The 24,629-nt window shown below is 59.0% G+C and carries 29 protein-coding genes and 4 pseudogenes; 19 read left to right on the forward strand and 14 right to left on the reverse strand.

Annotated features, from left to right (window positions below):
* Positions 1-97 precede the first annotated feature (97 nt).
* Positions 98-1,429, reverse strand: coding sequence for a S41 family peptidase (locus CP49_RS00585; RefSeq protein WP_057848358.1), 1,332 nt, complete (start codon positions 1,427-1,429; stop codon positions 98-100).
* A 400-nt stretch (positions 1,430-1,829) separates the two neighbouring features.
* Here CP49_RS00585 and CP49_RS00590 point away from each other — a divergent pair.
* Both CP49_RS00590 and CP49_RS00595 read left to right on the forward strand, forming a co-directional pair.
* Positions 1,830-2,015, forward strand: a pseudogene (locus CP49_RS00590) (amidohydrolase family protein); the annotation flags it as partial.
* Positions 2,016-2,093: 78 nt separating this feature from the next.
* A complete protein-coding gene (locus tag CP49_RS00595; protein WP_057848360.1) occupies positions 2,094-2,402 on the forward strand; it encodes a hypothetical protein in 309 nt (102 codons plus the stop codon).
* A gap of 12 nt (positions 2,403-2,414) precedes the next feature.
* On the opposite strand, the gene CP49_RS00600 is transcribed toward CP49_RS00595, so the two are convergent.
* Entirely contained in the window at positions 2,415-2,708 is a 294-nt protein-coding gene (locus tag CP49_RS00600) for an ABC transporter substrate binding protein (protein ID WP_057848361.1), read from the reverse strand.
* A gap of 645 nt (positions 2,709-3,353) precedes the next feature.
* Between CP49_RS00600 and CP49_RS46630 the strand changes: the two genes are divergently transcribed.
* On the forward strand, positions 3,354-3,551 hold the full coding sequence (locus CP49_RS46630) for a hypothetical protein (protein WP_057848362.1): 198 nt from the start codon (positions 3,354-3,356) through the stop codon (positions 3,549-3,551).
* A gap of 127 nt (positions 3,552-3,678) precedes the next feature.
* On the opposite strand, the gene CP49_RS00610 is transcribed toward CP49_RS46630, so the two are convergent.
* Positions 3,679-3,954: a site-specific integrase gene (locus CP49_RS00610; protein WP_057848363.1), complete on the reverse strand. Its 276-nt coding sequence runs from the start codon at positions 3,952-3,954 to the stop codon at positions 3,679-3,681.
* Between the two features lie 443 nt (positions 3,955-4,397).
* Here CP49_RS00610 and CP49_RS00615 point away from each other — a divergent pair, with 443 nt between their 5' ends.
* Positions 4,398-4,673, forward strand: a complete 276-nt coding sequence (locus tag CP49_RS00615; protein ID WP_057848364.1) for a hypothetical protein — start codon at positions 4,398-4,400, stop codon at positions 4,671-4,673.
* Between the two features lie 450 nt (positions 4,674-5,123).
* Here CP49_RS00615 and CP49_RS00620 read toward each other — a convergent pair whose 3' ends face one another.
* The gene (locus CP49_RS00620; RefSeq protein WP_057848365.1) at positions 5,124-5,867 is read right to left on the reverse strand and encodes a Crp/Fnr family transcriptional regulator; all 744 of its coding nucleotides are present in this window, start codon (positions 5,865-5,867) and stop codon (positions 5,124-5,126) included.
* An 89-nt stretch (positions 5,868-5,956) separates the two neighbouring features.
* Complete coding sequence (locus CP49_RS00625) at positions 5,957-6,613, reverse strand: response regulator transcription factor (RefSeq protein ID WP_057848384.1); 657 nt, start codon at positions 6,611-6,613, stop codon at positions 5,957-5,959.
* Between the two features lie 1,162 nt (positions 6,614-7,775).
* On the opposite strand from CP49_RS00625, the gene CP49_RS42145 reads away from it, so the two are divergent.
* Complete coding sequence (locus tag CP49_RS42145) at positions 7,776-7,949, forward strand: DUF3606 domain-containing protein (RefSeq protein WP_082645811.1); 174 nt, start codon at positions 7,776-7,778, stop codon at positions 7,947-7,949.
* 54 nt (positions 7,950-8,003) lie between these two features.
* Here CP49_RS42145 and CP49_RS00630 read toward each other — a convergent pair whose 3' ends face one another.
* The gene (locus CP49_RS00630) at positions 8,004-8,348 is read right to left on the reverse strand and encodes a response regulator (RefSeq protein WP_057848385.1); all 345 of its coding nucleotides are present in this window, start codon (positions 8,346-8,348) and stop codon (positions 8,004-8,006) included.
* Positions 8,349-9,179: 831 nt separating this feature from the next.
* On the opposite strand from CP49_RS00630, the gene CP49_RS49115 reads away from it, so the two are divergent.
* The 12 genes and pseudogenes from CP49_RS49115 to ftsZ all read left to right on the forward strand — a co-directional run bounded on the left by CP49_RS49115 (position 9,180) and on the right by ftsZ (position 19,069).
* The gene (locus CP49_RS49115) at positions 9,180-9,569 is read left to right on the forward strand and encodes a nuclear transport factor 2 family protein (RefSeq protein ID WP_420807580.1); all 390 of its coding nucleotides are present in this window, start codon (positions 9,180-9,182) and stop codon (positions 9,567-9,569) included.
* Complete coding sequence (locus CP49_RS00645; protein ID WP_057848368.1) at positions 9,529-9,714, forward strand: hypothetical protein; 186 nt, start codon at positions 9,529-9,531, stop codon at positions 9,712-9,714. Before CP49_RS49115 ends, CP49_RS00645 begins: the two co-directional genes overlap by 41 nt.
* Before the next feature lie 301 nt (positions 9,715-10,015).
* Positions 10,016-10,612, forward strand: coding sequence for a response regulator transcription factor (locus CP49_RS42150; RefSeq protein ID WP_082645812.1), 597 nt, complete (start codon positions 10,016-10,018; stop codon positions 10,610-10,612).
* A 3-nt stretch (positions 10,613-10,615) separates the two neighbouring features.
* Positions 10,616-10,852 (forward strand): hypothetical protein, encoded by a 237-nt coding sequence (locus CP49_RS00655; RefSeq protein ID WP_156437917.1) that lies wholly within the window; start codon positions 10,616-10,618, stop codon positions 10,850-10,852.
* A 1,467-nt stretch (positions 10,853-12,319) separates the two neighbouring features.
* Positions 12,320-13,162, forward strand: coding sequence for an alpha/beta fold hydrolase (locus tag CP49_RS00665; protein ID WP_057848371.1), 843 nt, complete (start codon positions 12,320-12,322; stop codon positions 13,160-13,162).
* Positions 13,163-13,262: 100 nt separating this feature from the next.
* Positions 13,263-14,015, forward strand: coding sequence for an SDR family oxidoreductase (locus CP49_RS00670; RefSeq protein ID WP_057848372.1), 753 nt, complete (start codon positions 13,263-13,265; stop codon positions 14,013-14,015).
* A gap of 65 nt (positions 14,016-14,080) precedes the next feature.
* A complete protein-coding gene (locus CP49_RS00675; protein WP_057848373.1) occupies positions 14,081-14,470 on the forward strand; it encodes a cupin domain-containing protein in 390 nt (129 codons plus the stop codon).
* Positions 14,471-14,555: 85 nt separating this feature from the next.
* On the forward strand, positions 14,556-15,473 hold the full coding sequence (locus CP49_RS00680) for an MBL fold metallo-hydrolase (protein ID WP_057848374.1): 918 nt from the start codon (positions 14,556-14,558) through the stop codon (positions 15,471-15,473).
* A gap of 82 nt (positions 15,474-15,555) precedes the next feature.
* Positions 15,556-16,221: pseudogene (locus tag CP49_RS00685) on the forward strand (nitroreductase).
* Between the two features lie 99 nt (positions 16,222-16,320).
* Positions 16,321-16,806, forward strand: a complete 486-nt coding sequence (locus tag CP49_RS00690) for a hypothetical protein (RefSeq protein ID WP_338060319.1) — start codon at positions 16,321-16,323, stop codon at positions 16,804-16,806.
* Between the two features lie 577 nt (positions 16,807-17,383).
* Positions 17,384-17,677 carry a hypothetical protein gene (locus tag CP49_RS46850; protein WP_245310425.1) on the forward strand — a complete coding sequence of 98 codons (294 nt, stop codon included), beginning with the start codon at positions 17,384-17,386 and terminating at the stop codon, positions 17,675-17,677.
* A gap of 234 nt (positions 17,678-17,911) precedes the next feature.
* Positions 17,912-19,069 carry a cell division protein FtsZ gene (gene ftsZ / locus CP49_RS00695; RefSeq protein ID WP_057848376.1) on the forward strand — a complete coding sequence of 386 codons (1,158 nt, stop codon included), beginning with the start codon at positions 17,912-17,914 and terminating at the stop codon, positions 19,067-19,069.
* Between the two features lie 115 nt (positions 19,070-19,184).
* Here ftsZ and CP49_RS00700 read toward each other — a convergent pair whose 3' ends face one another.
* The 7 genes and pseudogenes from CP49_RS00700 to CP49_RS00720 form a co-directional block, all read right to left on the reverse strand.
* A complete protein-coding gene (locus tag CP49_RS00700; RefSeq protein WP_057848377.1) occupies positions 19,185-19,745 on the reverse strand; it encodes a hypothetical protein in 561 nt (186 codons plus the stop codon).
* 379 nt (positions 19,746-20,124) lie between these two features.
* Positions 20,125-20,334 (reverse strand): annotated as a pseudogene (locus CP49_RS00705) (SOS response-associated peptidase); the annotation flags it as partial.
* Positions 20,334-20,504: a hypothetical protein gene (locus tag CP49_RS44210; protein ID WP_156437918.1), complete on the reverse strand. Its 171-nt coding sequence runs from the start codon at positions 20,502-20,504 to the stop codon at positions 20,334-20,336. The gene CP49_RS44210 and the pseudogene CP49_RS00705, both read right to left, overlap by 1 nt.
* Before the next feature lie 220 nt (positions 20,505-20,724).
* Complete coding sequence (locus CP49_RS45695; RefSeq protein ID WP_197422987.1) at positions 20,725-20,898, reverse strand: hypothetical protein; 174 nt, start codon at positions 20,896-20,898, stop codon at positions 20,725-20,727.
* A gap of 241 nt (positions 20,899-21,139) precedes the next feature.
* A pseudogene (locus tag CP49_RS00710) lies at positions 21,140-21,363 on the reverse strand (SOS response-associated peptidase); the annotation flags it as partial.
* Between the two features lie 8 nt (positions 21,364-21,371).
* A complete protein-coding gene (locus CP49_RS00715) occupies positions 21,372-21,794 on the reverse strand; it encodes a hypothetical protein (protein ID WP_057848379.1) in 423 nt (140 codons plus the stop codon).
* 88 nt (positions 21,795-21,882) lie between these two features.
* Complete coding sequence (locus CP49_RS00720) at positions 21,883-22,914, reverse strand: DUF2806 domain-containing protein (protein ID WP_057848380.1); 1,032 nt, start codon at positions 22,912-22,914, stop codon at positions 21,883-21,885.
* 209 nt (positions 22,915-23,123) lie between these two features.
* Between CP49_RS00720 and CP49_RS44215 the strand changes: the two genes are divergently transcribed.
* Positions 23,124-23,282 carry a hypothetical protein gene (locus CP49_RS44215; RefSeq protein ID WP_156437920.1) on the forward strand — a complete coding sequence of 53 codons (159 nt, stop codon included), beginning with the start codon at positions 23,124-23,126 and terminating at the stop codon, positions 23,280-23,282.
* A 71-nt stretch (positions 23,283-23,353) separates the two neighbouring features.
* A complete protein-coding gene (locus tag CP49_RS00725) occupies positions 23,354-23,836 on the forward strand; it encodes a hypothetical protein (protein ID WP_057848381.1) in 483 nt (160 codons plus the stop codon).
* Between the two features lie 65 nt (positions 23,837-23,901).
* On the opposite strand, the gene CP49_RS00730 is transcribed toward CP49_RS00725, so the two are convergent.
* A complete protein-coding gene (locus CP49_RS00730; protein ID WP_057848382.1) occupies positions 23,902-24,456 on the reverse strand; it encodes a hypothetical protein in 555 nt (184 codons plus the stop codon).
* Between the last annotated feature and the right edge of the window lie 173 nt (positions 24,457-24,629).

Here is a 24,629-nt window from a genome sequence, read left to right on the forward strand (position 1 = left end):
TCTGGAGTCATCTCTGGACGCTAGGTCCCTCCATGTCTTGCGAGCCATTCTGCTCCCGACGACGCGATGCCAGCGTGTTCCAGGCAGCGCTTAAGGCTCAGTTCGCAACTGCCGTCTTCGGAGACGGCACCTCCGCATTGACGGTGACGCCGCGCAGAAGGTTATACGCCGCGCCAAGCGCCTTATCGTCCTTCTCGTTCGGCGGAACGTAGGATTGCGAGCCCGTCTGTTCCGCGCCCTCGGCTGAAAGATGGCCACGGATGGATGCCTCGCCCTTGATTTCAGAGCGGGCCTTCAATTCATCAGGCACATCCTGGAGCATCGGGATGTCGGGCGTAATGCCCATGGCCTGGATCGATCGGCCGGACGGCGTAAAATAGCGTGCCGTAGTAAGCGCCAATGCGCCTTTGCCCGCGCCGAGCGGGATAATGGTCTGCACGGAGCCCTTGCCGAACGAGCGGGTTCCGATCAAGGTCGCGCGCTTGTGATCGTGCAACGCACCGGCCACGATCTCCGAAGCGGATGCCGATCCGCCATTGATCAAGACGACGAGCGGCTTGCCCTTGGTCAGGTCGCCGGTCCGCGCCGTGAAACGCTGGGTCTCTTCGGGGGTACGGCCCCGTGTCGAGACGACCTCGCCGCGCGCCATGAACGCAGCCGATACCGAGACGGCCTGATCGAGCAATCCGCCCGGGTTGTTGCGGATGTCGACGACGTAGCCGGCCAGTTTCTCCGGCGGGATCTGCTTCGATATATCGGTTATCGCCTTTCTCAAGCCTTCGGTCGTCTGTTCGTTGAAATCGGTGATCCGGATATAGCCGATATCGCCGCCATCGGTGTGGTAGCGGACCGGTCGCACCTGAATGATTTCGCGCGTGATCGACAAATCGATTGGCTGCTCAGTGCCGTTGCGGAAAATTTTCAACCGGGTCGTGGTATTGACCGGTCCCTTCATCTTGTTCACGGCCTGCTCCAGGGTAAGCCCCTGGACCGCTTCGTCATTGATATGCGTAATCAGGTCGCCCGACATGATTCCGGCCTTTGCCGCGGGCGTGTCGGCCATCGGCGCCACGACCTCCATCACGCCATCCTCCATCGTAACCTCGATACCGAGCCCGCCGAACTCGCCATGGGTCGTCTCCTGCATCTCACGCCAGGCTTTGTCATTCATGTACCGCGAATGGGGATCGAGGGAGGTGACCATGCCGCTGATCGCTGCCTCGACCAGCTTGGAGTCGTCCGGCTTTTCAACGTAATCGGTCCGTATACGCTCGAACACGTCGCCTAATAGATTGAGCTGCGAATAGGTGTCGGCGCTGGCGGCCGCTTTGGCTGCCGCGATCAATAGCCCGCCGTGGGGCTCGTTGACGAGAAGCGTTAGACACGTGCCTGCCACTGCACCTAGGAAAAAGACGGAGGTCTTACGCATTGTTCGCGAACCTTCTCGCTGCCGTTAACGCCTACCCCTACGTGCCGAACTCGCGCGATAAACTCAAAGCACTTTTCTGCTATCGTCGAGTGCCAGGTCGAGGGCTGGGTGCCGAGTTCGCGCTTGGCCCTGGTTCCGAGCCAATAGCCGATTGCGGCGGAACGTTGCGATTTGCTCGGTCTGAAGCTGTCGGGCATCCTTGCGCTAACGCCGACATTATCGCTCATTGCGAAGCTGCCCATCCCGCCCGAGATAGCCGCGCGGGTGGGGACATGTCGTCAATCAGCTCAAGGTCTTTTCGGACAGTGGTGCAACAGTCCTGTTTGGCACCGACTTCGGCTACACCCAGCTCTACGACACACGCTCGAATACGAGCTGATGCCCCGCCCTTTCGGAGCGTCAGGTGCTCGCCTCGCTCACCACCAACCCCGCGAGCTATTTCAAGACCGCGAAGAAGGACCGGGTAGAGCAGGGCCTTGATGCCGATCTCGTGATCCTCGACGGCGATCCCATCACAGATGTCCGCAATCTCGCCAGGGATGCCACCACCATCCGCGACGGGCAGGTGATCTATCAGACGCCGTGAAGCACGGGCGACGCGCCTGAAGAATAATTTAGACCTTTGCTTTCTTGCGTTTTCGCGGGAGAGCACGACCTATGCTCCATGAAACACGCATCTATTATCCTTGGTGCACTCATGTTCGCGCTGCTTGCCAGCGGCCCAGCTTCCGCGCAGTTCATTCCGCCCGGCAGCTCGCAATTCAACCCGCCGCTGCCCCCGCCGCCTCCACCGCCGAAGATCGAGGTGCCGGCGATCCCGCAGATGGACGCGCCGCCGTCGCAGCCTTACGTCAACCCTGCGCCGAGCACGTCATTCGGCGACCGGATCAGCACATGTCTCGATGATGCCGCAGCCGCGGGTCTCGACCAGGCCGGGCGCGCCGCCTATTCGCGTTCTTGCGCCAACCGCTGATCGGCGAAATCCCTATTCGATCACTTCGTCGGCAAGTCCGAGCAGGGTGGGCTTGATCCTGAGACTCAGTTCCCTGGCTGCCTTCAGGTTGATGGCAAGTTCGAACCTTGTTGGCTGCATGATGGGCAAATCCTTCGGTTTCGCGCCCTTCAGGATGCGGCCTGCATAGAGGCCCGCCTGCCGCCAGGTATCGGGCCGGTTGGTGCCATAGCTGATGTTGGCGGTTCCCGGCGCATCCTCCGCCGCACCCTGCCGGGGCCTCCAGCCTTGGCCGACGCTCATCCTGAGAACCTGAGCGTCGGTCATGGTCAATATTACACGTCCTTGTCCGGGACACTGCGCTGCAATGAGGAGCCGTCACCGTATCGCTGACCCCGGTGACGGCTTCTTGCCGTCCCGACATGAGATGGGCGGCACGGCAGGCATCGAACCCCCGGAGCCTGCACGGGCAACGGCTCGCACCGTCACCGCATCATCGTCGCACCTCGCTGCGGCGAACGTTCGCCGCAGCACAGGCGACCGATAGCGGATGGCATCACGTCATCGCGTCATCGCCAAGCGACAGGCGGTGCCGTTAGCAATCCCTTATTGGCGGGACCATCGGTTCCTTCCTTCTGCCGGACACGTCGCTGTGCAAGAGAGCCGTCACCGTTCCGAACTCCCGCTGACGGCTCTTCCTGTTCCGACACGAGATGAGGCGCATCGCGAGCGCGTCATCAGCACGCCCTTGAGTTCCGAGGGAATTGCACTTTTTTCCTGCTCATGGTGGGAACGGCGATGTTTCTCTTCTCGTTGGTCAACGCGAGCATTGCAGAGGCGATGAGAGAAAATGCCGGATCTACTCTAACTGGCCCAAGTTGTTGTCTTTGCGGCGGGGTTGCTCGTCGGTGAGCACCTCTTCATGCGCCGCCGGCATCGCGTCAAAGCCGCAACATTGGGAGGGAGGCACGCATGAGAGCGATTGGCATCGCAGTATCCGTGGTTGTTTTCCTCGCGATTGTCTACGCGGCCTTTGACTTGCGCCGTGACCATAACCAGACGAACCTGATTAGGGAAGAATGCCAGCGGACAAACAGTGAAGCTGGCAAAGTGAAAGACTGCATGACCGACTTGGCGCTTCGGCACGCAAGACAACCTCAGTTGCCGTAAATCCGAACCTATCCCATGCCACGGCTGCGCGGGGAGTCATTGCTTTCCGGTAGCAGCCGCGCCGGATCGCGAACACCGCCAGCGACGAGGCCACAGGAAGGCCCTACAGCGCGCCGCAAGCGCAGGACTACAGGACACCGGGCCACCCTTCGCCAACGCACAGGCCGCGATCTGCCGGGCCATCATCGCCGCAGCCCCGCAGCTTGACGACCTTGGCGGGCGCGGCAGGCACCGGGTAGACGATGGTCGCGAGCCGCTGCGCCCAGTTCTCCAGCGCCTCGGCCTTCTCGTCCTCATACTCATGAAGGTTGTAGGTGCCGACGATGCCGGGTGGCCGGTGTGCAGGGATTGCTTCCGCGATATCGTGCTGGACGCGCAACGTCGACAGACCGGAGCGAACCACAGGAGCTCGCTTCTAGCAGCAATACTGCTGGCCCTGTCGTCTCCAGTATTGGCACAGCAGCCCGAGACGCCTGGCAGCTTGATAGGACGTCCTCCACCGCTTCCCGGGCCGCCCCCCGCTTCCTGGCCCGCCGCCCTTGAGGGAGCAGCCCCAGTCGGCGACAACGCCTACTACCGAGGCTCCAGCACTCCAGGTAAAACCGGCACCCGTGCCAACTGGCCCACCGCCGTTACCGCCGGTAAGTACCGGTCCACGATTAAGCAGGGAGAGCCCGGACGGGCTTTCAACAACGACCGTAAAGGCTGCGCCGTGCAGCTTGACCGCGCGAGGGACCGACGGGTTTTACGACCTGCATCGGGATCCCTGATACACCGCCAAGAAGGAAACGCTCTTCTCAGTCACGCCGCAGATGAATGTAGTCGTGGTCCTAAAGGCCGGGAAATATGCTGAAACTCCGCTCCATTGGCCTTAGCGACTTTGCCGTGGTTGAAGGCAGGCAGCGCATCGGCTGGATTCGATTGGCGACCGAACGGATGCCGTGCCTCTGGCTCTGGAACGTCACCGTCCATCTGCCTGGCGAACTGCCGATGGGTTCAGCCCCGGACATCAACACGGCCAAGTCGGAGTTTCGGGAGGCTTGGAAAGCGCTGAAGGTCAGGACGCCGCCAGACCAACTCGCCGCGGCCTATCGGGCAATGAATATCCGCGGCGACGGCTGAGTTGAGGTCATGGCGCCACTATCGCTGCGGGCGTGCATGAGCCTCGCCATGGTCGGCACCCGCGATCATGGCAGCAACGAACAAAAGTTTGGCGCGAAGTAACAAGACCGCTTCAGGTCTCTCATGTAATCGAACCCAGCCTATGGCTGGGGTCACGGAGAGGACTGATGCTGGATTCGGTGATCGCGCAAGTCGGACCGGCAAGGTCGGCATAAGGCAGAACACGGACGCCGAACGATCGATGCTTTTCCGTCGTTCTCTTAGGGACTGAGTCGTCGCCAATGGATAATTGCCAAATCATCCGGCTTCCGCGAGCGAAGCCATGCGGAACAAGGCGATAGTCCTTGCTTCCGGGGAGCGCGGCATGTGGGGCCTACTCGGAAGGCTATGCATCGTTTTACGAAGAGTGATCTGAATTCGGCCAAAAAGGGAATGTCGATCGCCGCAGTTTTACCTGCCGGTGCGGCCTGACTGCGAGGCTTCGTTGTCTCCAGCAGGAAAGATCTGGTGATACTGGCAGCTCATGACCTTGTAGCACTCGCATGCCGCACCTTCGAGCCGCGGTCTGTCAATCTCGACCATGCCCCGCCGGCCAGATCGTACAGCGCCCGACGCTCGTAGTTTGCGCATGACCAGCGTCACTGTCGTTCGTCGTACTCCAAGCAACTCCGAAAGCGCCTCCTGCGTTAGCAATATGGCGTCAGCGTCAATTCTATCGTGGACGTGGAGCAACCACCGGGCCATGCGGGCTTCGACAGGATGCAGCGCGTTGCAGGCGGCCACATGCTGAAGCTGCATCAACACTGCCCTTGTGTGGGTCTGGACCGCCTGTTTGATGCCGCTACTCCGACCGAAGGCAGCATGAAATCTTGATGCAGAGATCTGCGATGCGATCCCCGGCACGCGCACGACCGCCGTGGTAGGAGAATGCGAGGGCCCGAGCACTGACAGCATGCCCACCGCGCCCTCAAGCCCGATGACCGAGGTTGCTACTGTTTGTCCGTTCGGCATGTCGAGCATGAACGAAATCATCCCGCTGTGGGGAAAATAAACCTTTTCATTCCGATCTCCCGATCGCACTAGCACGGCGTCTCGTTTGAGCGATATTTGCTGGAGGTGAGGGGCGAGCAAACAAAGGTCCGCTGACGGCAGCCCAGCTAACAGTCGATTACCAACGCTGGTATGGCGCTTCATTGTGGCGGGCTTTTCCTTCAGTGGCTTTGATTCATTTCGGATTTAAGGAGAGCACGACGGCCTGGACCGAGATCGGTTGGCGTCGCGCGTTACCAAGGGCACCACGGCTGTCTTCTCGTATCGTCACCGGGCGTACCGTCCAAAACGCCGACCCGCTCGGCGAGGGAGACAAGTTCGGCCAGGGATTGAACTTGCATTTTCTCCATCACCCGTTGGCGGTGGGCTTTGATTGTGCGTTCGGTCGCGCCCAACGCGTTCGCGACCTGCTTGTTGGTTTGGCCGCGAATGATGCCCTCAAAGACTTGCCGCTCGCGCGGCGTCAGTTTCCCGATATGAGCGCGAACCATGTCCAGCGTGCTCTTCAGGCCACGCGTCGCTTCATGGTGCGCCATAGCCCGCTCAATTGCCCGAAGAAGCTTGTCCGATGATACGGGCTTGGTGAGAAAATCCTCGGCACCCGCCTTGATGGTCCGCACCGTGGTCCGAACATCGGGGTAACTCGTTAGAAATACGATAGGCAGGGTCGAGCCGAGCTCACTCAAACGACGCTGGAGCTCGGGACCGCTCAGGTCCGGTATCCGTACGTCGAGAAGAATGCAGCCCATCTCACTCTCGCTGGGCATACGATCCAGAAAATGCTGAGCCGACGGATAGGTCACGACCTCGTAGCCAGCTTTCTGCAGACGACGCGCGATTGCTGTCCGGAAAGAAGCATCGTCGTCAACAACATGCACGCGTCCCGACAAGAGCCCTCCTAAGACGAGACTAGCGGTCTGGCAAGCGGCTCCCATCGATGAGCGCTGCTCCACTGTTACCGGGGTTGCGACTGCACTGCCACTTCATGCGGATGTCCCGACGAGTACCCTGCAGCGTGGTGGCATCTTCGTTCCTATGACTGGTTTTGCAGCCACGCCCTAACAGACAGACACGAACTGTCGCGAACGGGCATAACTCGACATCGACAGGCTCGCTAGTCGAGCAAGTCGGCGCGGCTTCTCCGATCGGACTGTGGCAACGTTAAGGTTGTAGAAAAGTTGTTACAAATACTTCCGGTTGTGGAAAGTTTCCACATGTGGAAGGGCTACCTCAAGGTAACGGTCAGCCGCGCTGGGTTGTGCGGGTCAACAAGTTCACGCGATGGCCACGCGGTTCGTGGGCATGCTTGATCTAGATCAACGAATGCATGCGCTGTCATGCGAACCATGCTCAGGCCAGCGCGGGGGGTAGGCTCTTGGCAAGATGTCTGCATCATCTTGTTCTCCTCAGGAACGGCCTCAGTTTCGCATAGCTGGGGCCGTTTCCTTGACTGCTCCGGTGTCCGAGTAAACCCCACACCCTTGGGCAACCGCGACTACTTCCTGAACGAGCCTACAGCATTGGTGGAAAACGTAGCGCCTATATGACGTTGCCTAAAATCTCCGATTTGTAGGAACGGATGAGGCCGCCAGCGATTTCCAATGCGTCCCTAGTAAGAGGACATGGATCTCGTAAATCTCCAGGCCCGTCGCACCACCTCCCCACGTGCGGCGGGTCTTATTTGTTGCACCAAGGCGCTGCGCGGGTCAGGTTCGAGGGGCTATGGGCTCGGAAATAGGATCGGCGAGCGGGCTGTCCGACCACTGAGCGACCGCTGACATCTTCATCGGGTCCAGACGGTCGCAGAACACGCACTTCAACTCGGTGCGTCCGCTGTCGCTTGGTGTCGGAACCAAAAGTTTACCGCAGTGCAGACAACGCGATAACGCTAATTACCCACCTCACGGCAGATGAGGCTCAAGCCACGCGCGAACGGCTGGCGGCGCATCTCACTGGCATGGATGCTGACGAAAGGGCGCTCGCTGTCGAAGGCATGCGCTATTTGCGAGGGCAAGATCGGGCTTCCAAACGGCGGGTACCGGGGAAAGCCTGATGACGGATAGCCTGACGAAGAAAAATCAACCCGACCGCAGCAAAATCAATATGAACCAAAGTCATGAGGTTCGTTACTGGGCCAAGCACCTGAACATCTCGAAGGATGAATTGCGGAAGATCGTCGAAAAGGTCGGAAATTCAGCCGCCGCTGTCCGCAAGGAATTGGGATAGACTGAAGGCGTGGAGGCATGCTCGAGGCTTTGCAGCGGGACTGCCACGCTTTATTTACTCACGGACCATATCGAGCAGGCGCTCGGGAGCAAAAGGCTTTCGCAAGAACGCCGTACCGACCGGCATAGGTTGCACGGTGGTGCCGGACATGATGACAATGTTCAGATGCGGGTGTCGGCTGCGGGCATAGTGTGCGAGTTCGGTCCCTGACATCTTGCCCGCTAGGTTGTGGTCAGTAATGAGCGCCTGCAATTCGGTTCCAGTTGACGCGATGATCAGTTCAGCAGCCTCGCCGGTCGTGCATTCGATCACTTCGAAACCTTCATCCTTTAGCACGTCAGCCAGCACATCACGCTGAAACGCATCGTCCTCGACGAGCAGGGTCACGAAGTTCGACATGCGCACCTCCAATCACGTCAATCCCACCTCCGATCACGTCAATCGGAAGGAGGGACTTTGGTTCACAGTCTCCCAAGATGTGCCGGTCCAGTATTTTTGTTCCTGTGTTCCTTTGTGCGCAGACGGCGCAGGGCGAATGCTGGTGTGCTATCCGCATTATCGATCCTAGAGTATACTTGCGATCAGCCCGACATTGCGTGTCGGGTTTTTCGTCGTGCTAGTTCGTGCTTTCGTAATCGACATGCGTGCCCGCCTCTAGGAACGCAGCGATTGCGGAGCCGTTCTACCCGTATGACCGACACTGACCTAATAGAGCAGTCCTTCGCGATTGCCTGGAGTGTCCTTGAGAGAACGGGTGAACTCGGGGACCCGAACTGGTCTGCCAACTTCTTGCTCGATGAAATCATCGAACGGTTCAGGTGCGGGGAACGGCGCAGGCTCGTTCTTTCCAACTACGCAATCGATGCGTACCGACGCCAGCCCATCAAACTCGTCTCATGATCGACCCTGACTACAGGGTCTGTTTCGGCATCGGGTGGCTGTGAAAGAACCATCCCCAGCAGGCTTGGACATTAGAACTCGGGTGTCAGTGGTGCGGCGCAGGAATGCCGTGCGGAACGTTCGCGCTGATGGCCTCGAAGAGCCTGATGTAAGCCAGGTGTAAAGAATGAACTGCCGCTGACGAAATCCTAACATTTGTTGTGTTGCAAGCAATCAACTACCCCCGGCCAACATCATCGGTGGCCCTGCTTACATCTGTACTTCGCCGCCGGAATGACCCACCCTAGCTGTGAAGGCAAGTAGGTAGGGCAAATGAATCCCTGTGACCCGATGGCCGTCGCGGTAGATTGGCTTGACGCTTACCGCGACGCTTCACTCGATCAGATTATCGCCATGTACAGCCCAGACGGAGCGATCGAGTGCGCCTGTGGAGGCCGTCGGAAGATCATCCAGGGTGCGGAAGGCATATCGGCCTACTGGCGACACCGTTTCCTTCAAATACCCGCGCTTGAACTCGAAGAGTTGCAGATGGACGGCGGAGCCGTGGTGGTCTCCTACCGAACCAGCAGCGGGATCGTTCAGGCGCTGCTGCACATCGCTGACGATGGGCTAATCACTCATTGTCGCTGCGGGCCTGTGACCCGCGACTTTGCGAACGTGTCGAGAGGAGTAGGCGAAGATGCAGGACACGTTAGCCCAGTTGGAGAAACTTCGCCGTGACGCGGCGGAATGCGAACTAATCCGAAACTTGGCAACTGATCCGAAGAAGCGCGAGCTATTTGACCGGCTGGCTGCACACCTGACGGTGCTGGCGTCCGAGGTCGAACGAGTGATTCTAGTGAGCGGGAAAAAGGATGGGGGCTGACAGCCTCCTGTGCCGCTGGTAGGCATCCTGTGGAACTAGGTGCGCAAATGGATGGCTGTTGGGAAAAACCGGCATACCTGTCGGCACGTTGATCCGTGTATCTTTGCCCTGTGGTGCGGGAATGGCTTTTCATTGTGGCGGTGGTGGCGTTGGGCGTGATCTCTGTCGCGATAACCGCGGCCATACTTTTTTGGCGTTGAGCGCCAGTTTGTCCCCATCCCCGTAGGCCCAAGGTCCAACTCGAAATATCTTTTGGGATCGACGACGTTGCAATACTAGCAACCCATCTTCGGGAGAATACGTGCCGGGTTTCGTACACATTGTCGATGACGATGCGTCCTTCCGCAAGGCGATGGAACGGCTTTTGAAACATGCCGGTTACGAAGTCGCGACCTATCCCGCGGCTCAGCATCTGTTGGACCACTTGCCCGCCGATGCCATCTTGGGCTGCATCCTGCTTGACGTGCGGATACCGGGACTGAGCGGTCCAGAACTGCAAGAGCGGCTAATCGAACTCGGCTCGACGCTGCCTATCATCTTCCTCACTGGTTATCCTGACATCCGAACAACGGTGCGGACCATCAAGGGCGGTGCAGACGACTTTCTGACTAAGCCTGTACCCTCAGATGTTCTTATCAATGCCATCGAGCGTGCGATTGCGCATCATGAACTGACGCGCAGTTTGCGGAGCAAGCAGGATACCGTTTGCGCTCGTATCGCGGCATTGACCCGAGGGGTAGGGGAGGGCCCCGGGGGCGGACATGCGGGATTGAATCACGTCAGGTACCTTTACCGGTTACTGCCCCACATTTTCGCGACGCTAGCCAAAGCGTGCACTCATCCTGCGAAGAACAAATCTGTTCTGAGGTGGTTGCCCCTGGAACCTACACGGAGGTGACAAATGAAACGGGCTTTGGTGATGGTCGGCGTGATGGTTTTTTCCAGCCCGGCTTTGGCTGATCCCAACCCGACTTTGGGGGGCCGCTGGGGTTACGATCGCGGTGATTACTACGGCCGCAGCTACAACGAAGCACGCGAGCACAAACAGGAATTTTACAGGGGGCCGTGCAAGATCGAGCGCAAACGGGAGCGCCATGGCGAGTACAAAGAAGAGACGAAGTGCAAAGGCTACCGCTAATGCCTCAGTTCGGCGGCCTCATTTCAAATAATCACCCACTGTGCCGAAAACTCGGACCTCTGGTGAGGTCTGCTGCGGAAATCTATCTTCCACTTATTCGTCGTAATAATCGTAAGGCCTTGGAGCGTAGTAAGGCCTTGGCCCGTAGTCTCTGTCATAGGGCCTTGGCCCATAATCACGATCGTAGCGAGGCGGTCTATAATCTCGATCGTAACGCCTTTGCCCGTAATCGCGATCCTCACCACGTGACGGCGCGTCGCCTTGTGCAAAAACCGCGCGGCACCGATCGCTGAGGTTCGGAGTGTTTCGCCGTAAGCAAGCCACGATCCTGTCCACATCGGGGATTTGCGCGCCGCACAGCCGCCAGACGTCGGGCGTGCAGGCCTGTTGTTGTGCCCACGTTCCCCGATACTCTTGCGACAACGCGTTACTTTGAAGGGTGATGCCGCAACCCATCGCTATTGCAAAGCTCAGGAAAGTTCGATGCGCTCGCATGTCTACCTTTCTTTGGATTGAAATTCGTCCTGCGATTGAAATAAATGCGACTTGGGAAGGTTCGCGTCGCACAACAACTTGTGAACCGGGGAAGCGCCGGGCTCGCGGCAAAGTCCCAGGGGTGGTCTCGGGGGAAGGGACGCCCGCAGGTACCGCTACCGGTTACTGCTCCATGTTCTCGCGCTCGAGCATGCAGGTTGGTGCGGGCGCGGTGCAAGCGGTGGATTCCAGTCCGACACCGTTGAGACGTAGCTAATGCTCCACCTCGTCTCGTCCATCGTCACGCCGATTTCCCACCCTCCGACCAGCGCGCTCGAGATCAGGGCACCGCCGGATCAGGCCGCGCTCGATGTCTGCTCCTAGGGGACAAACGGACGTGCTTCTAGCCAACGACGACTTCCGAGTTTGACCCAGCTCGGAAATCAACCCTTTTGCTGTTCCGCGCTGCGCTGTGATCGTCCCCATGGGCCGTGCAGCGCGTCGTAGGTTCAACGACAATGCTCCGAGCATTCGCGGCATGAAAGCTGTGAACGTTTTCGGCTGTCAGAGCGCCGCCCTCGATTAACATAAAGTGATGGAACCGTTCACATGGCTGATGGAATTCCCGTTGAAAAAGTTTTTAATGTCCCGTTGAAAATTTCTTTTGAGATTGGGTTCGCCTACGTAAGGCAGCCACTTCGCCGAGGACACGGCGTCGAACGAAGAGCAATGCAATGTGTGCTGTCCCATGACAGCGCGAGGTGTGCTGTCCCATGACAGCGCGAGCGACGCGTTAGGCTTAGTGCGCCGGCGACGGACGCTGGCCGCAATCTAAGTTCCTGCGACACTAGCCACGCTGAGAGCAAGCTTTGCAGAATCAAACGATGGGGAAATGAGCGCGCTCGCCGTGACGGCGAGAAGGTGACGCTGTCAAAGGCCGGGCGAATAGAAGCCATTCTTGCAGAATTTCAAGGCAGGAAAGGAGCCTATGTCATGAGTACGATCACCACCAAAGATGGCACTCAAATCTACTACAAGGACTGGGGCGCGGGCCCGGTCATCACATTCTCGCACGGTTGGCCGCTCAGTTCCGATGCCTGGGACGGTCAAATGATGTTCCTCGTGCAGCACGGCTACCGCTGCATCGCGCACGACAGACGGGGTCACGGCCGTTCAAGCCAAGCTTCTGCCCACAACGACATGAACGGCTACGCCGAAGATCTAGCTGCCGTCATTGAAGCGCTCGATCTGTGTGACGTTACACTCGTCGGTCACTCGACAGGCGGCGGCGAAGTTACGCGCTACATCGGACGGCATGGTACCGACCGCGTTAAGAAAGTTGTCCTCATTGCCGCGGTGCCGCCGCTCATGTTGAAGACCGAAGGCAATCCGGATGGGCTGCCGATGGAAGTATTTGACGGCATCCGCGCTGGACTCATGAAAGACCGCTCGCAGTACTACAAGGACACTGCGATTGCCTTCTATGGCGCGAACAGACCGGGCGCCAAGGTCTCGCAAGGAATCTTAGATCAGTTCTGGCTGTGGAGCATGCAGTCCGGTCTTAAGAACGCCTACGACAGCGTCAAAGCCTTCTCCGAGACCGACTTCACTGAGGACCTCAAGAAGTTCGATGTGCCAACGCTTGTAATGCACGGCGAAGATGATCAGATCGTGCCAGTGAAGGACTCTGCAAAAAAATCGGCCAAGCTCATCAAAGGCGCGAAAGAAATCTACTATCCCGGTGCGCCTCACGGTCTTACCGCTACCCTTCAAGATCAGGTCAATGCTGACCTACTTGCGTTTATCGCAGAGAAAGAAGAGCGGAAAGCAGCTTAGGAGCGCACTTGTGTTCGGCGTCAGCGCGCGTCGTCCCCTAAATGCGCGCTGACGGCTGGACTTCGAGGGGAGCGGGCCCATCTCCATGTCGAGGTTAACCATGAAGATCGTCGTCATCGGTGGCACCGGCCTGATCGGCTCGAAGACCGTTGCCATTCTGCGCCAGGGCGGGCACGAGGTCGTGGCCGCCTCGCCCAACAGCGGCGTCAACACCATCACCGGCGAGGGGCTCAAAGAGGCCCTGGCCGGCGCGCAGGTGGTGATCGACCTGGCCAATTCGCCCTCATTCGAAGACAAGGCGGTGCTGGAGTTCTTCGAGACCTCCGGCCGAAACCTTCTCGCGGCGGAGGCCGCAGCCGGTGTCCGACACCATGTCGCGCTCTCCATCGTCGCAATCGACCGGACAGACAATGGCTATTTCCGCGCCAAGGTCGCCCAGGAGAAACTGATCAAGGCCTCCGGCATCCCATACACCATCGTCCGCTCGACCCAGTTCATGGAATTCCTCCGCGGCATCGCCGATATGAGTGCGGATGAAAACCTGGTCAAGCTCCCGCCCGTCCTGTTCCAGCCCATCGCTTCGGACGACGTTGCTGCCAACGTTGCCGATGTGGCGCTCGCGCCGCCGCGCAACGGCATCGTGGAGATCGCCGGCCCGGAGCGAGCACCGTTCAACGAAATCGTCGCCCGCTATCTGATGGCCGTCGGCGACCCGCGCGAGGTAGTGAGCGACCCCGAGGCCCGGTACGGGGGCGGCCGGGTCGAGGAGAAATCGCTGGTGCCGTTGGGCGAGGCGCGCCTCGGCCGCATCGGTTTCGACGAATGGCTCCGCCGCTCACAGGCAGCAGCCTGATCCCGCATCGGAGGTCCGCCCGGTCTGTCACGAGCGGGTCCAGGGCAACGAGCGAAGAGGCGACTATGACGATCAAACTCGTTGCGTTGGTTCTTCTGTGCCTCATGATCGGCACGGCGGTGGCTCAGGAGCCTAAGGTCACGTCACTCATGTCTAAGGATCTTCCGGAGAATCCAGGCAGGGAGGCTCTGATGATCACTGTCGAGCATGCGCCCGGCGGGTCGAGCGCTATCCACCGACACAATGCACATGCGTTTGTTTACGTGCTGGAGGGCTCCGTCGTGATGCAGCTGAAGGGTGGACAACAGGTGACACTGACACCAGGACAGTCCTTCTATGAAGGCCCTGATGATGTTCATGTCGTCGACCGGAACGCGAGCGGCACCCAGCCGGCGAAATTCCTGGTGCTCTTGATCAAGGACAAGGGCGCCCCGGCGCTCGTGCCCGCACAGTGACTGTTACGGCAACCCAAATCTACTGCAACCCGAGTCTACGGCAACCCAAGTCCACGAAAGGTAAGGCAGTCAGAAGGAGACAATCATGAGCCTAGACATGACCGCACACCCCGGTAGGCCGGGGCCCGACGAGCTGGTTCCGTCGCGCTACGCGCTGAAGGTCGGCGACATTGACGTGCTGGTGGTCAGCGATGGGGTGCTCACGCTGCCGGGCGCGATGTTGGGCCACAACGTCGACCCGGCCATCCGGGCGGCCTGGCTGAACGAGCAGTTCCTGCCGCCGGACGTGCTCGAGTGGGCGCTGAACGTGGTCGTGGTGCGGAATGGCGACCGGACCATCCTCGTCGATGCTGGACTAGGGGCCGACCCGGACTTGCACTTGCCGCGGGCCGGGAAGTTGATCCAGCGGCTGGAGGAGGCTGGCATCGATCTTTCGTCCGTGACCGATGTGGTGCTGACCCACATGCACATGGACCACGTTGGCGGGCTGCTCGTCGACGGAGTGAGGGAGAGGCTGCGTAAAGACCTGCGAGTCCATGTGGCGGCCGCCGAGGTCAAGTTCTGGGCGGCGCCCGATTTCTCCCGCGTCTCCATGCCGCCGGGGTTCCCGGACGCGCTTCGGTCGGCCGCCAATCGGTTCTTGAACGAGTACCAGAGCCAGCTGCGGCCGTTCGGGGAGGAGTACGAGGTGGCGCCGGGCGTGGTCGTCCGTCGCACCGGCGGCCACACCCCCGGACATAGCGTGGTCCGTCTGGCGTCCGGCGGCGACCGGCTGACGTTCGCAGGCGACGCCGTGTTCGCGGTCGGGTTCGAGCATCCCGACTGGTACAACGGCTTCGAACACGACCCCGAGGAAGCGACTCGCGTTAGGGTCCGTCTTTTGCGGGAGCTGGCGGCGGCCCGCGAGCCGCTGGTGGCCACTCACCTGCCGTTCCCGTCCGTCTGCCATGTGGCGGTCGCCGGCGACGTCTTTCGTTGTGTACCGGCGGTCTGGGAGTACTGACCGCTTGTTGGGTTAGGGCCGAACGAGACGACGGCATGCGTTTTGAACGAAACGGATGGCCGGCGGTAGGGAGGCGATCATCATGGACGTATATGAGGCAGTCACAAGTCGACGGGCGGTGCGCGGATTCAAAGACGAGCCTGTGTCGAGCGAAGTGCTTGAGCGCGTGCTGTCCGCCGCAGCTTGGTCGCCGTCCGGATCGAACATCCAGCCGTGGAACACCTACGTGCTGATCGGCGCGCCGCTGGCCGAGCTCAAGTGTCGCGCCGTCGAGCGCGTGGTCCACGGCGACCCCTGGGACGAGCGGCAGTACGAGATGTACCCGCCCGCGCTGAAGTCCCCGTACGGGGAGCGCCGATCCGCCTTCGGCAAGGAGCGCTACAGCGCGCTCGGCATTGCGCGCGAGGACTGGGAGGCGCGCCAGCGGGCGGCCATCGCCAACTGGAACTGTTTCGGCGCGCCCGCCGCCCTGTTCTGCTACATCGACCGCGACCTGGGCCGGCCCTAATGGGCCGACGTCGGCATGTATCTGCAGACCGTCATGCTGCTGCTCCGCGCCGAAGGGCTGCACAGTTGCCCGCAGATGGCGTGGTCGCAGGTTCGCGAGACGGTCGCGGAGGCCCTGTCACCCTCGGACGGGCTCATCCTCTTCTGCGGCATGTCGATCGGGTACGAGGACCCCACGGTGAGTTACGCCCGTACGGGCCGCGTCCCGCTCGACGAGACGGTCACGTTCGTCGGCGGTTAGTTCTTGCGCTTACCGCGAGCAGGTCGATCATCTCGCGCCCGCGCCGCACCGGCGTACGAGCGAGCACGCCAACAACGGGGACTTTCCATGATCCTAGGGATGTCGGTGGGCGCCTTCACAATCTTGCACGTCATTATCACCCTTGTCGCAATCGGAAGCGGACTGATCGTTGTGGGCGGGATGTTTGCCTCGAACACGTTGCCGGTCACAACCGCGCTTTTTCTCTTCACAACGGCGCTCACCAGCTTGACTGGATTTCTTTTTCCCATCCACGGCTTCACGCCGGCTTTGGGTGTCGGGTTTGTGGCTTGTGTGATCCTGGCCGTCGCGCTGTTTGCTTTGTACAAAGAGCACCTGGTAGGCGCATGGCGCTGGATCTACGTAATCACCGCTGTTGTGTCGCTTTATCTTAACGTCTTCGTTTTGGTCGTGCAGAGCTTCGTGAAGGTTTCGGCTCTCAATGCGTTGGCACCGATGCAGACCGAACCACCCTTCGCGGTCACGCAGGCCGCTGTGCTGGCCATCTTCATCCTGATTGCGCTGATCGCCGTCATTAAATTCCGCCCCCTTCAAGCGCAGATGTAACAGTTTGCGATGTCCGTTGTTGGCAGATTGTGTTGAAAAACTCGAAAATTGCAGGGCTCCGAAAATCTCGCAAATGTAGCGCATTGGCGATTTCAGACGCTGCAAGGCTTTGTAGAATCGATACGAGCGCCAGCGATCGTTTTTGCGGTAATTGATGTGGTCCCTCACTTCGCTGCGAGAGAGACGCACCAGCGATCCTGAGAATTTTCAGTCATCAGCGAAAAAGGACTTTTTCAACACAATCGGCACCTTTGAGACATACCGAAGCTTGGTATGGATGCCGGCTTTCAGGGCGAAAGCGGAAGTCGCTCGGACATGCCAAACTGTCGCGACTGACCCGGGACGGACATTCCTACCAGCCGGTCGACATAGGGCGGACAATAGAGATTGGCTCGGCGTGTCCCACGACGCCGGCGCGTTTCCGAGGTGAAGTCGGATAGGCAAACCATCCATTCTGGTCGCGGGACGCTCAATTGGCGGAATCCGCCCACTGTTAACGATCTCTTAACCATCACAACTTAACTTCTGGTTACTTTTCGGTTAATAGACCGCGCGGTTCGTTCCAGGAGAACAGCCGATGCCTGTTGAAACACTGACATATGCCGCACTTGGCGCCCGCTTGACAATCTCGCCTAATGCCGCTCGTTCGCTTGTCAGGCGGCTCCGGCTGCCGCGCTCACTTTCAGATGACGGCAAAGCAATGGTGAGCGTGGATCTCACGGAAATACGGCATAAGCGTCGGCCATCACGTGAAGCAGGCAATGTCGCCCTAGCTGCAAAGATCATAGCGTTGCAGGGGAGATCGCGCGACTCGAAGCAACAGCAGCGGGTCACCGGGCCGATTTCGAGCGTGAGCGCGCCGATCGGCTGATGGTTGAAGTGCTACAGGCGACCGCCGAGGCTACGGCAGCTAAGGAGGCGACGGCGCGGCTCGGAAGGTTTTCTTCGGACCGATGGCCGAGCTGATGATGGCTCGATCGACAGCCACGGACTAGCTGCACCCCGCCCGGGCCACCTAGCTGCGGACTTAATGGCAGCAGACCGCAAGGCTGCTCGTGGGTAAGCATGCGTGTCCCCGGCGTAGCGGAGCAATCGGGAGAGAAAAATGACCAGCATTGCCGATATCAGCGAGATGAAGGCGCGCATTATCGTGTTTGGGGTCGGCGGCGCTGGCGGCAATGCCGTCAACAACATGATCGCGTCTGAGCTGCAAGGCGTCGAATTTATCGTCGCTAATACCGACGCACAGGCGCTCGCCATGTCAAAGGCCAACCGGATCATCCAGATAGGCGCCCAAGTCACCCAAGGCCTTGGTGCCGGCTCGCAGCCCGAAGTGGGGCGCACGGCGGCCGAAGAGGCAATCAATTCGATCCGCGATCATTTAACCGGCGCACACATGGTGTTCGTTACTGCCGGCATGGGCGGCGGTACCGGCACTGGGGCAGCGCCGGTTATAGCCAAGACCGCCCGTGAGCTTGGCATTCTGACCATCGGTGTAGTCACCAAGCCGTTCCACTTCGAGGGCCAGCGCCGCATGCGCTTTGCCGAAGCAGGCATCGCGGAACTGCTCAGGGCGGTGGACACTCTGCTGGTCATCCCAAACCAGAACCTTTTCCGGGTGGCCAACGAGAAGACCACCTTCGCCGATGCCTTCGTGCTGGCCGATCAAGTGCTTTATTCCGGTGTGGCCTGCATTAGCGACCTTGTAGTCAAGGAAGGCCTGATCAATCTCGATTTTGCCGACGTTCTCACCGTAATGCGCGAGAAGGGCAAAGCCATGATGGGCAGGGGCGAGGCTTCCGGTACGAAGCGCGTGCTCAATGCAGCTGTGGCCGCAATTTCCAATCCATTGATCGATGACCCGTCGATCAAGCGCGCCAGTGGCCTCATAATCTCCATCACCGGCGGCAAGGACCTTATGCTGTTCGAGGTAGACGAAGCCGCGACCCGCATTCGCGAAGAGGTCGATAAGGACGCCAACGTCATCGTCGGCGCCACTTTCGATGAAAGCCTGCAAGGTATTGTCCGCGTGTCGGTGGTAGCGACCGGCATCGATAATCTTGGTGAGATGCGCCAGAGGCAACCAACGGGCTCCCTTACGGAACTCGCTAGCAGGCTGCGCAAGGAAAATCATCGCAGCGCCGAGCGGATCGAGAGTAGTGCACCGCGGCCGGAATTATACAGCCGCTTTTCCGCTGTGCGCAATTCGATCGAGCAAGTTGTTTGCGATATCCCGGCCTTCCTGGGCCGCAAGGCTAACTGAATTCTCGTAGGAAATAAATCGGCTCGCTTAAAAGCGGGCCGGAGCAATCACGTCCCAGAAAACAGCACCGGAAGTTCGATGTCGTTTTCGCCGAGCAAGTCCAACAGGACACAGTTCAAAACAGAAAAAAGCTCCCGATCAGCAGGCCCGCAGAAAAGGACCAAAGCCCCAAGGTGCAGGCTGACACGAGGCGCGCGAGGTTGCGAACCTGCACCTCGAACTCCGCTTCTGTTGTCTCATGGAACTGAGCTGTCATTGGCGTGGCCCTGCCCAGGCGCGGCCGGATGTACGCACAAATCATGATGAAGGTGGGGCATTTGCGCCCCGCAGTGATGGCAATGGTGCTCACGCTTGAGGCTCCCAAGCGGACATGCGGACCATATCGTTTCATCCGAAATCGATCACGGACCTCCGTAGTGGCGTTCAACAAGAATTCTCGCGCGATGCGCACGAAAGTCGTGGCTAGGTCGTCGACCACGATCAGGTCGAGAAACTTCTCCATATCGTCACGAGGTATTTCGATCTTCCGCTCGAATGATTTAAGGTTCTCGCCCGCCGCACCCATCTTCTGCTGCATCAAGATGCGGGTGCGGTCACGCTCCCCCTTCAATCCGGCATTGCGGTACTCGTCGGTAGCCGTTTGCAGCAGCGCCGCTGCGAGCATGGGGTCGGCCATGCTCGCGAAATGCTCAAACGACTCGAGTAATCGAGGGCAACCTTCCGGCCCTCGAACCATCCCCAGTCGCACGCCTTCGGTTCAAACGGGCAGCTATCCTCTCCGGGCATATAGTCCCAGGTTTCAAATGCCTCCCAATATTCTTCTTCAGTCATCATTTCGGTCAGCGGTTCGGCGGCCCGTATAATCAGCAATGCCCCCCTGCGTGATGCCCAGACGACCGGACACAACAGCGCGCGACGGCTCTCGTCCACGCCGCGGTATAGTTTCGCTTCGTAAAGATTACTCGCGCGTCCGCGAGCGTCACGCGCGAACTTGAAGGCAAGCCATCCAATCACGATGACCGGCGACCGCATGCTACCGGCTCTTGATACTCTGATCACGCTGCGACCTCGTCTTCCTTGTCCGCCCCGCGCATGACTATCCTGAGCGCATCATCCGACAACGGTCTTTGCAGCGCCTTGGCCTCCTCCCGCGGCGCGCGCATCCACACGTCGCGCTCCTCATCCGTCATCAGGATGACCGGCATCGCCTTGGGATGGATCGGCTCGACGACTGCGTTCGGCGTCGTGGTGAGAAAGCCATAGACTAGATACGAGTAGAAGTTGCCAAGCTCTCCAGATTTGATTGCTCTTCGGTCAGCCGCCTTTCGACAAACTGGCGTTCAAGCTCTGTTAGGCTGGTTTGCAATAGGTTTCGATAGCGTTGAATATTACTACGATGCGCTCGCAAGCGAGCCAATTGTTGATCATCAATCATTACACTTACCCTTCAGCAGCAACAATTCCCCTTTTGCCTTGAGAGTTAAGTACACAACACCGGCTAAAGCGGAATATGTTCGCTCAGTGGTGTTGGCGGCTGGAGCCAAAAAGCTCCGGCGGCGAATATTATGCAACGTTTATGCCAAATCTGGATGACATGAGCAAGACGCCCGCTCGGCCACGAGTTTGCACTCGGATGGACGCAGTTTCCAAGTGTCTCAGCGTTTTGTCTTTCTTTCGGATTTGAATGAGACGCCCAACCGCATTGCAACTTTGCGAATGCGCTCAGGAGTGCGCTTCCTGATACGAGCGGCTTCCTCTAAAGACTTCGACGCTTTGGCAAGTTCGATAACGCGACGATCATCTGCAAAAGACCAAGACTTGCCAGCCATCGGTGAAGTGCTCCTTATAAAAGACAAAGCCGCCGAGCGGAGTATGTTCGCTGACGGCTTTGCTTGGGGACCGGACGAGGGCAATTGCCCGGCGGTTCTATCGATAGCTCAACTTCTCGATAGAGCAACGCATGTTGCGCGTTAAGCTAACTGCTCAACCTTACTGATTGGGGTATTCCAAGCGGCCGTTGTACGACTTCCGTATTATTACGGTAGATTGGTTTGCGCTTGGAGGATGCCGTTACGCCGCTGCCTTATCTTCCTTGTCTGCGCCGCGCGCTACGATCTTTAGTGCCTCATCCGGCAATGGCCTTTGCAATGCCTTGGCCTCATCCCACGACGCACGCATCCAGAGGTCGCGCTCTTCATCGGTCAACAGGATCACCGGCATCGCCTTAGGATGGATCGGCTCGACGATGGCTTCGGCGAGATCGTGAGGAACCCATAGACCTGATGGGGTCTAGGGTCCAAGATCATTTCATCCGGGGTGGCCATGCTAGATTTAGCTTCACGCCGAAGTTTGCTATGTTGCCATCTTCCAGTTCAAAGCCGCCGACTATTTTCGCGCTGCATTGCCCGGCGTCCGCTCCCAACACTGCACGATATTCCACTGCCATTTCCCTCGAAAAGTATCCTACAGTCCGGCCATCGATATCGATGCGCACCGCGTTTACATCGAATTCATTGCCATCTTCCGGAGTGACGACCGCGACCACCTTTAGATCATGCCCGTTGCCGCCCTTCTCACGATACAAATATCGAAGTACCTCCTGATAGGCGACTTCGCCGACGACAGGAACAATCCACCCCCGCCCGGGCGCTAGGATGCTAGACTTCCTAAAGCCGAAAAGAGCCGAGAAAAAATCCGTGACAAAATTCATGTCGTCCGCGTCCATCCAATAGCGTCACGGGACTAGAAGTCTCGTGCGAGCGTATCGGCTGCAGTGATTACTGCAGCCCGACATTCATCGGCTCGCACAACCGCTACATTTCGCTGACTTGATATGAGCTAACTGACGGCATCCATTCCAGCGCCAGAATGTCTTCGTGAGGCCAATACTTCCTCAATTTGCCCAGCAAGGCCAATAATGCTTCTCGCCGATGGTTAGGCAGAATTTCCGCCACGGCCTGTCCAGTGCTAGTCAACACATAAACCGGAAGTACCGGATTGTTGTCTTTGTTGCTCCGTAGAACGGCTGCTGGCCCAGTTCCTGCCGCACCGGGCTGGCCGAGGTTTATGTCCTTTTGAAATGCTATGGCGTACTCCCCTAAGGGTACGAACCACAATTCTCTTTCGTCACTTGCCTTCATCAAAACAGATTGACGAATTTGACCTGCCGCTCCCGGGTCGACCATAAGGTCAGCGGTCACCAGCGATGCTGCCTCAGCAAACGAAAGCTCTCCGACCAAGGATTTCGGAAAAACATTTTCGAGCCGTGATCGGCACAATCTTTCGAAGAGCTGCGCCGTCTGCGCGTCTAACTCCTCAACAACGCGTAACGCTTTTCGCGAGAAAGTACCGGGCTTCCTAATCTCCGCGGAAAGAACACGTCCCCATTTCTGTCGAAGCTCTTCCGTCGAGGCATCTTCTGCGTACCGTTCAAACCGATCCATAAATTCAGGATTTAGTTCTGCCGGGCCGGCCTCAGCTTCGGCGTCAGTCAGCGGATCGTGCCGCAGGTCTTCAATTGCTTCAACAAGCACAGCGTCCTTGTTGTCTTGCCGATGGAATATCTTGCGAAGATGCTTTTCGGCTACACGCTCTGCGAAATCGGGATCTTTCTTCAGGCGATCAATACCATACTCGACAGCCGCCTCGATCATCTTCTTCTCTCCAGTGATTATCGCGCGCTCCCGCGTTACGTGCCTCTCCATTCGCACGTTCAGAAGTTCGGACAGGTTGCCTCCGAGGCGGTCAAGAGCAGCAACCGTGCGACTTTTTGCTTTCGCCTTTACACCACTTTCAGTCAACTCAACCGAAACTGAGGTTTCTTTATCGAGAACGTCGTCTGTCATTAAAGCAATCCCAGATCATCAGATCGCAGCATGATCGACTTTTACGCTCTGTGCAACCATTGCGAGCGTCGCGGCTTTCGTCAGTGACCTCCGCCAGTGGCGGGGATAATGATTTCCCGACCGAAAACATGATTTTACTGCACCGGCTACTGGTGGCTGAACCGGGACACACAAGGACGGCACCGCCGCCCACAACCCCGGAGCAAGCCATGCGCAACCTGCGCTCCTTCGTCGTCATCCAGAACGGCACCTTCTTATTCGTCATTCACGCCTACAGCGCGCGGCAGGCCCGCACACTGGTCGCAGCCCGCCTCGCCGACACGACCGGCGTTCTCATCGTCGCGCCGCGCAAGGGTTCGCTGCGATGATCCCCGATACCCGCAACGGCCTTCCCGCCATGGCCTGCGTCTCTGCGATGCAGAAGTGCATCCGTCGAGGCATGGAGCGCGAGGCGATGGAGTTCGCCGTTGAACTCATCCGCACGTCCAAAGCATTCCATTCGATGGTCTGCAAACGCCTTGAGATCATCTCTCACGAGGACATCGATGCAATGGCGCAGCCGTGGATCGTGCCGTTCGTCGCCACCGCCGTCGCGCAGGCGATGCGATGGTATGACCAGGAGAAGTTGGGCACATCGCGGCTGGCGATCGGCAATGCGATCCGGCTCATGTGTCGCGCCAGAAAGAGCCGTGAGGGCGATCACTTCGCTGCGGCTGTCGGGCTTCGGTCGCTGCTGGAGGGCTTTGCACCGACGATACCGGACTGGGCCAACGACCAGCACACACTGGCCGGTCGCAAGCTGGGCCGTGGCCTCGACCATTTCCGCAAGGAAGGTGCGAAGCTCGTGCCGGAGCCGACCGAACCCGACCTGTACGTCGAGGAAGCCTACAGGCTTTGGGCGCTAAAGCAGCGGAGCAAGTAAGCCGGACATGCGCTTCGGCGTTCTCATGCGACGACAGGGTCATTGGCACTGACATTTGACGTGGATCAAGGCCGTCGTCCGACTGCCGCCGACGATGGCGCATGGCATATGGTCGGATTTCCATCATCGACATGGCCGGGATCGCGACTGTGGTTCTCAGCCTCGCTGCGGTCGCCATCGTCATGTACTCCGTTTGGTGAATGCAGCATCACCGCCCGGTCCTGCCACGGCATCGTCGGCAGTGACGGCACCCGGCGTTGCATGGAAGGTCGCACGGATCGTGCGAGCGTCATGGGCTTCGGCGGGCTGGAGCGAACCTTCGCTCCATTGCGCGGCTTCGGCTCCAGATCTCGTGATTTCACGAGATGTTCCCGCCGCCGCTCAAAGGTCCGATGCGGCTTCAGTTCCCGCGCCAGTGCCGCCAACCGCTTGGCCTCGACCTCATCAACCGTGCGCCAGCGGTTACTGAACCTGAACACGTTGACGAGGCGCGGTCCCGGCTCGATCTCGATCAGGCCGAGATGGTCGAGCAGCTTCAGCGAGGGCGACACCGACTTGCGTGCGATGCCGTGGTCGAGCCGGAAGTCGATGCAGGACACGCTCGCGCTGCTAATCGCCATGATCTCGTGTGGAGTTGCGCCAGACTCGGCGAGCGCCGTTAGGCCTAGATGGTATTTACTATCACGGGCCAGCTGCAAATATCTGAATAAATAGAAGAGTTCCATAGCATTCGATGAGCGAAATCCCAGATGTCGGGAGCCGCGGCGAACTAGATGCCACGCATCCTATGATC

This window comes from Bradyrhizobium valentinum (assembly GCF_001440405.1).
GTDB classification, from domain to species: Bacteria; Pseudomonadota; Alphaproteobacteria; order Rhizobiales; family Xanthobacteraceae; genus Bradyrhizobium; species Bradyrhizobium valentinum.

Bases quoted from the DNA above. Each gene is read 5' to 3' on its own strand.
- CP49_RS00585 (WP_057848358.1), bottom strand. From the start codon at position 1,429: ATGCGTAAGACCTCCGTCTTTTTCCTAGGTGCAGTGGCAGGCACGTGT.
- CP49_RS00595 (WP_057848360.1), top strand. From the start codon at position 2,094: ATGAAACACGCATCTATTATCCTTGGTGCACTCATGTTCGCGCTGCTT.
- CP49_RS00600 (WP_057848361.1), bottom strand. From the start codon at position 2,708: ATGACCGACGCTCAGGTTCTCAGGATGAGCGTCGGCCAAGGCTGGAGG.
- CP49_RS46630 (WP_057848362.1), top strand. From the start codon at position 3,354: ATGAGAGCGATTGGCATCGCAGTATCCGTGGTTGTTTTCCTCGCGATT.
- CP49_RS00615 (WP_057848364.1), top strand. From the start codon at position 4,398: ATGCTGAAACTCCGCTCCATTGGCCTTAGCGACTTTGCCGTGGTTGAA.
- CP49_RS00620 (WP_057848365.1), bottom strand. From the start codon at position 5,867: ATGAAGCGCCATACCAGCGTTGGTAATCGACTGTTAGCTGGGCTGCCG.
- CP49_RS42145 (WP_082645811.1), top strand. From the start codon at position 7,776: ATGACGGATAGCCTGACGAAGAAAAATCAACCCGACCGCAGCAAAATC.
- CP49_RS00630 (WP_057848385.1), bottom strand. From the start codon at position 8,348: ATGTCGAACTTCGTGACCCTGCTCGTCGAGGACGATGCGTTTCAGCGT.
- CP49_RS49115 (WP_420807580.1), top strand. From the start codon at position 9,180: ATGGCCGTCGCGGTAGATTGGCTTGACGCTTACCGCGACGCTTCACTC.
- CP49_RS00645 (WP_057848368.1), top strand. From the start codon at position 9,529: ATGCAGGACACGTTAGCCCAGTTGGAGAAACTTCGCCGTGACGCGGCG.
- CP49_RS00655 (WP_156437917.1), top strand. From the start codon at position 10,616: ATGAAACGGGCTTTGGTGATGGTCGGCGTGATGGTTTTTTCCAGCCCG.
- CP49_RS00665 (WP_057848371.1), top strand. From the start codon at position 12,320: ATGAGTACGATCACCACCAAAGATGGCACTCAAATCTACTACAAGGAC.
- CP49_RS00670 (WP_057848372.1), top strand. From the start codon at position 13,263: ATGAAGATCGTCGTCATCGGTGGCACCGGCCTGATCGGCTCGAAGACC.
- CP49_RS00675 (WP_057848373.1), top strand. From the start codon at position 14,081: ATGACGATCAAACTCGTTGCGTTGGTTCTTCTGTGCCTCATGATCGGC.
- CP49_RS00680 (WP_057848374.1), top strand. From the start codon at position 14,556: ATGAGCCTAGACATGACCGCACACCCCGGTAGGCCGGGGCCCGACGAG.
- CP49_RS00690 (WP_338060319.1), top strand. From the start codon at position 16,321: ATGTCGGTGGGCGCCTTCACAATCTTGCACGTCATTATCACCCTTGTC.
- CP49_RS46850 (WP_245310425.1), top strand. From the start codon at position 17,384: ATGCCTGTTGAAACACTGACATATGCCGCACTTGGCGCCCGCTTGACA.
- ftsZ (WP_057848376.1), top strand. From the start codon at position 17,912: ATGACCAGCATTGCCGATATCAGCGAGATGAAGGCGCGCATTATCGTG.
- CP49_RS00700 (WP_057848377.1), bottom strand. From the start codon at position 19,745: ATGGCCGACCCCATGCTCGCAGCGGCGCTGCTGCAAACGGCTACCGAC.
- CP49_RS44210 (WP_156437918.1), bottom strand. From the start codon at position 20,504: ATGATTGATGATCAACAATTGGCTCGCTTGCGAGCGCATCGTAGTAAT.
- CP49_RS45695 (WP_197422987.1), bottom strand. From the start codon at position 20,898: ATGGCTGGCAAGTCTTGGTCTTTTGCAGATGATCGTCGCGTTATCGAA.
- CP49_RS00715 (WP_057848379.1), bottom strand. From the start codon at position 21,794: ATGGACGCGGACGACATGAATTTTGTCACGGATTTTTTCTCGGCTCTT.
- CP49_RS00720 (WP_057848380.1), bottom strand. From the start codon at position 22,914: ATGACAGACGACGTTCTCGATAAAGAAACCTCAGTTTCGGTTGAGTTG.
- CP49_RS44215 (WP_156437920.1), top strand. From the start codon at position 23,124: ATGCGCAACCTGCGCTCCTTCGTCGTCATCCAGAACGGCACCTTCTTA.
- CP49_RS00725 (WP_057848381.1), top strand. From the start codon at position 23,354: ATGGAGCGCGAGGCGATGGAGTTCGCCGTTGAACTCATCCGCACGTCC.
- CP49_RS00730 (WP_057848382.1), bottom strand. From the start codon at position 24,456: ATGGCGATTAGCAGCGCGAGCGTGTCCTGCATCGACTTCCGGCTCGAC.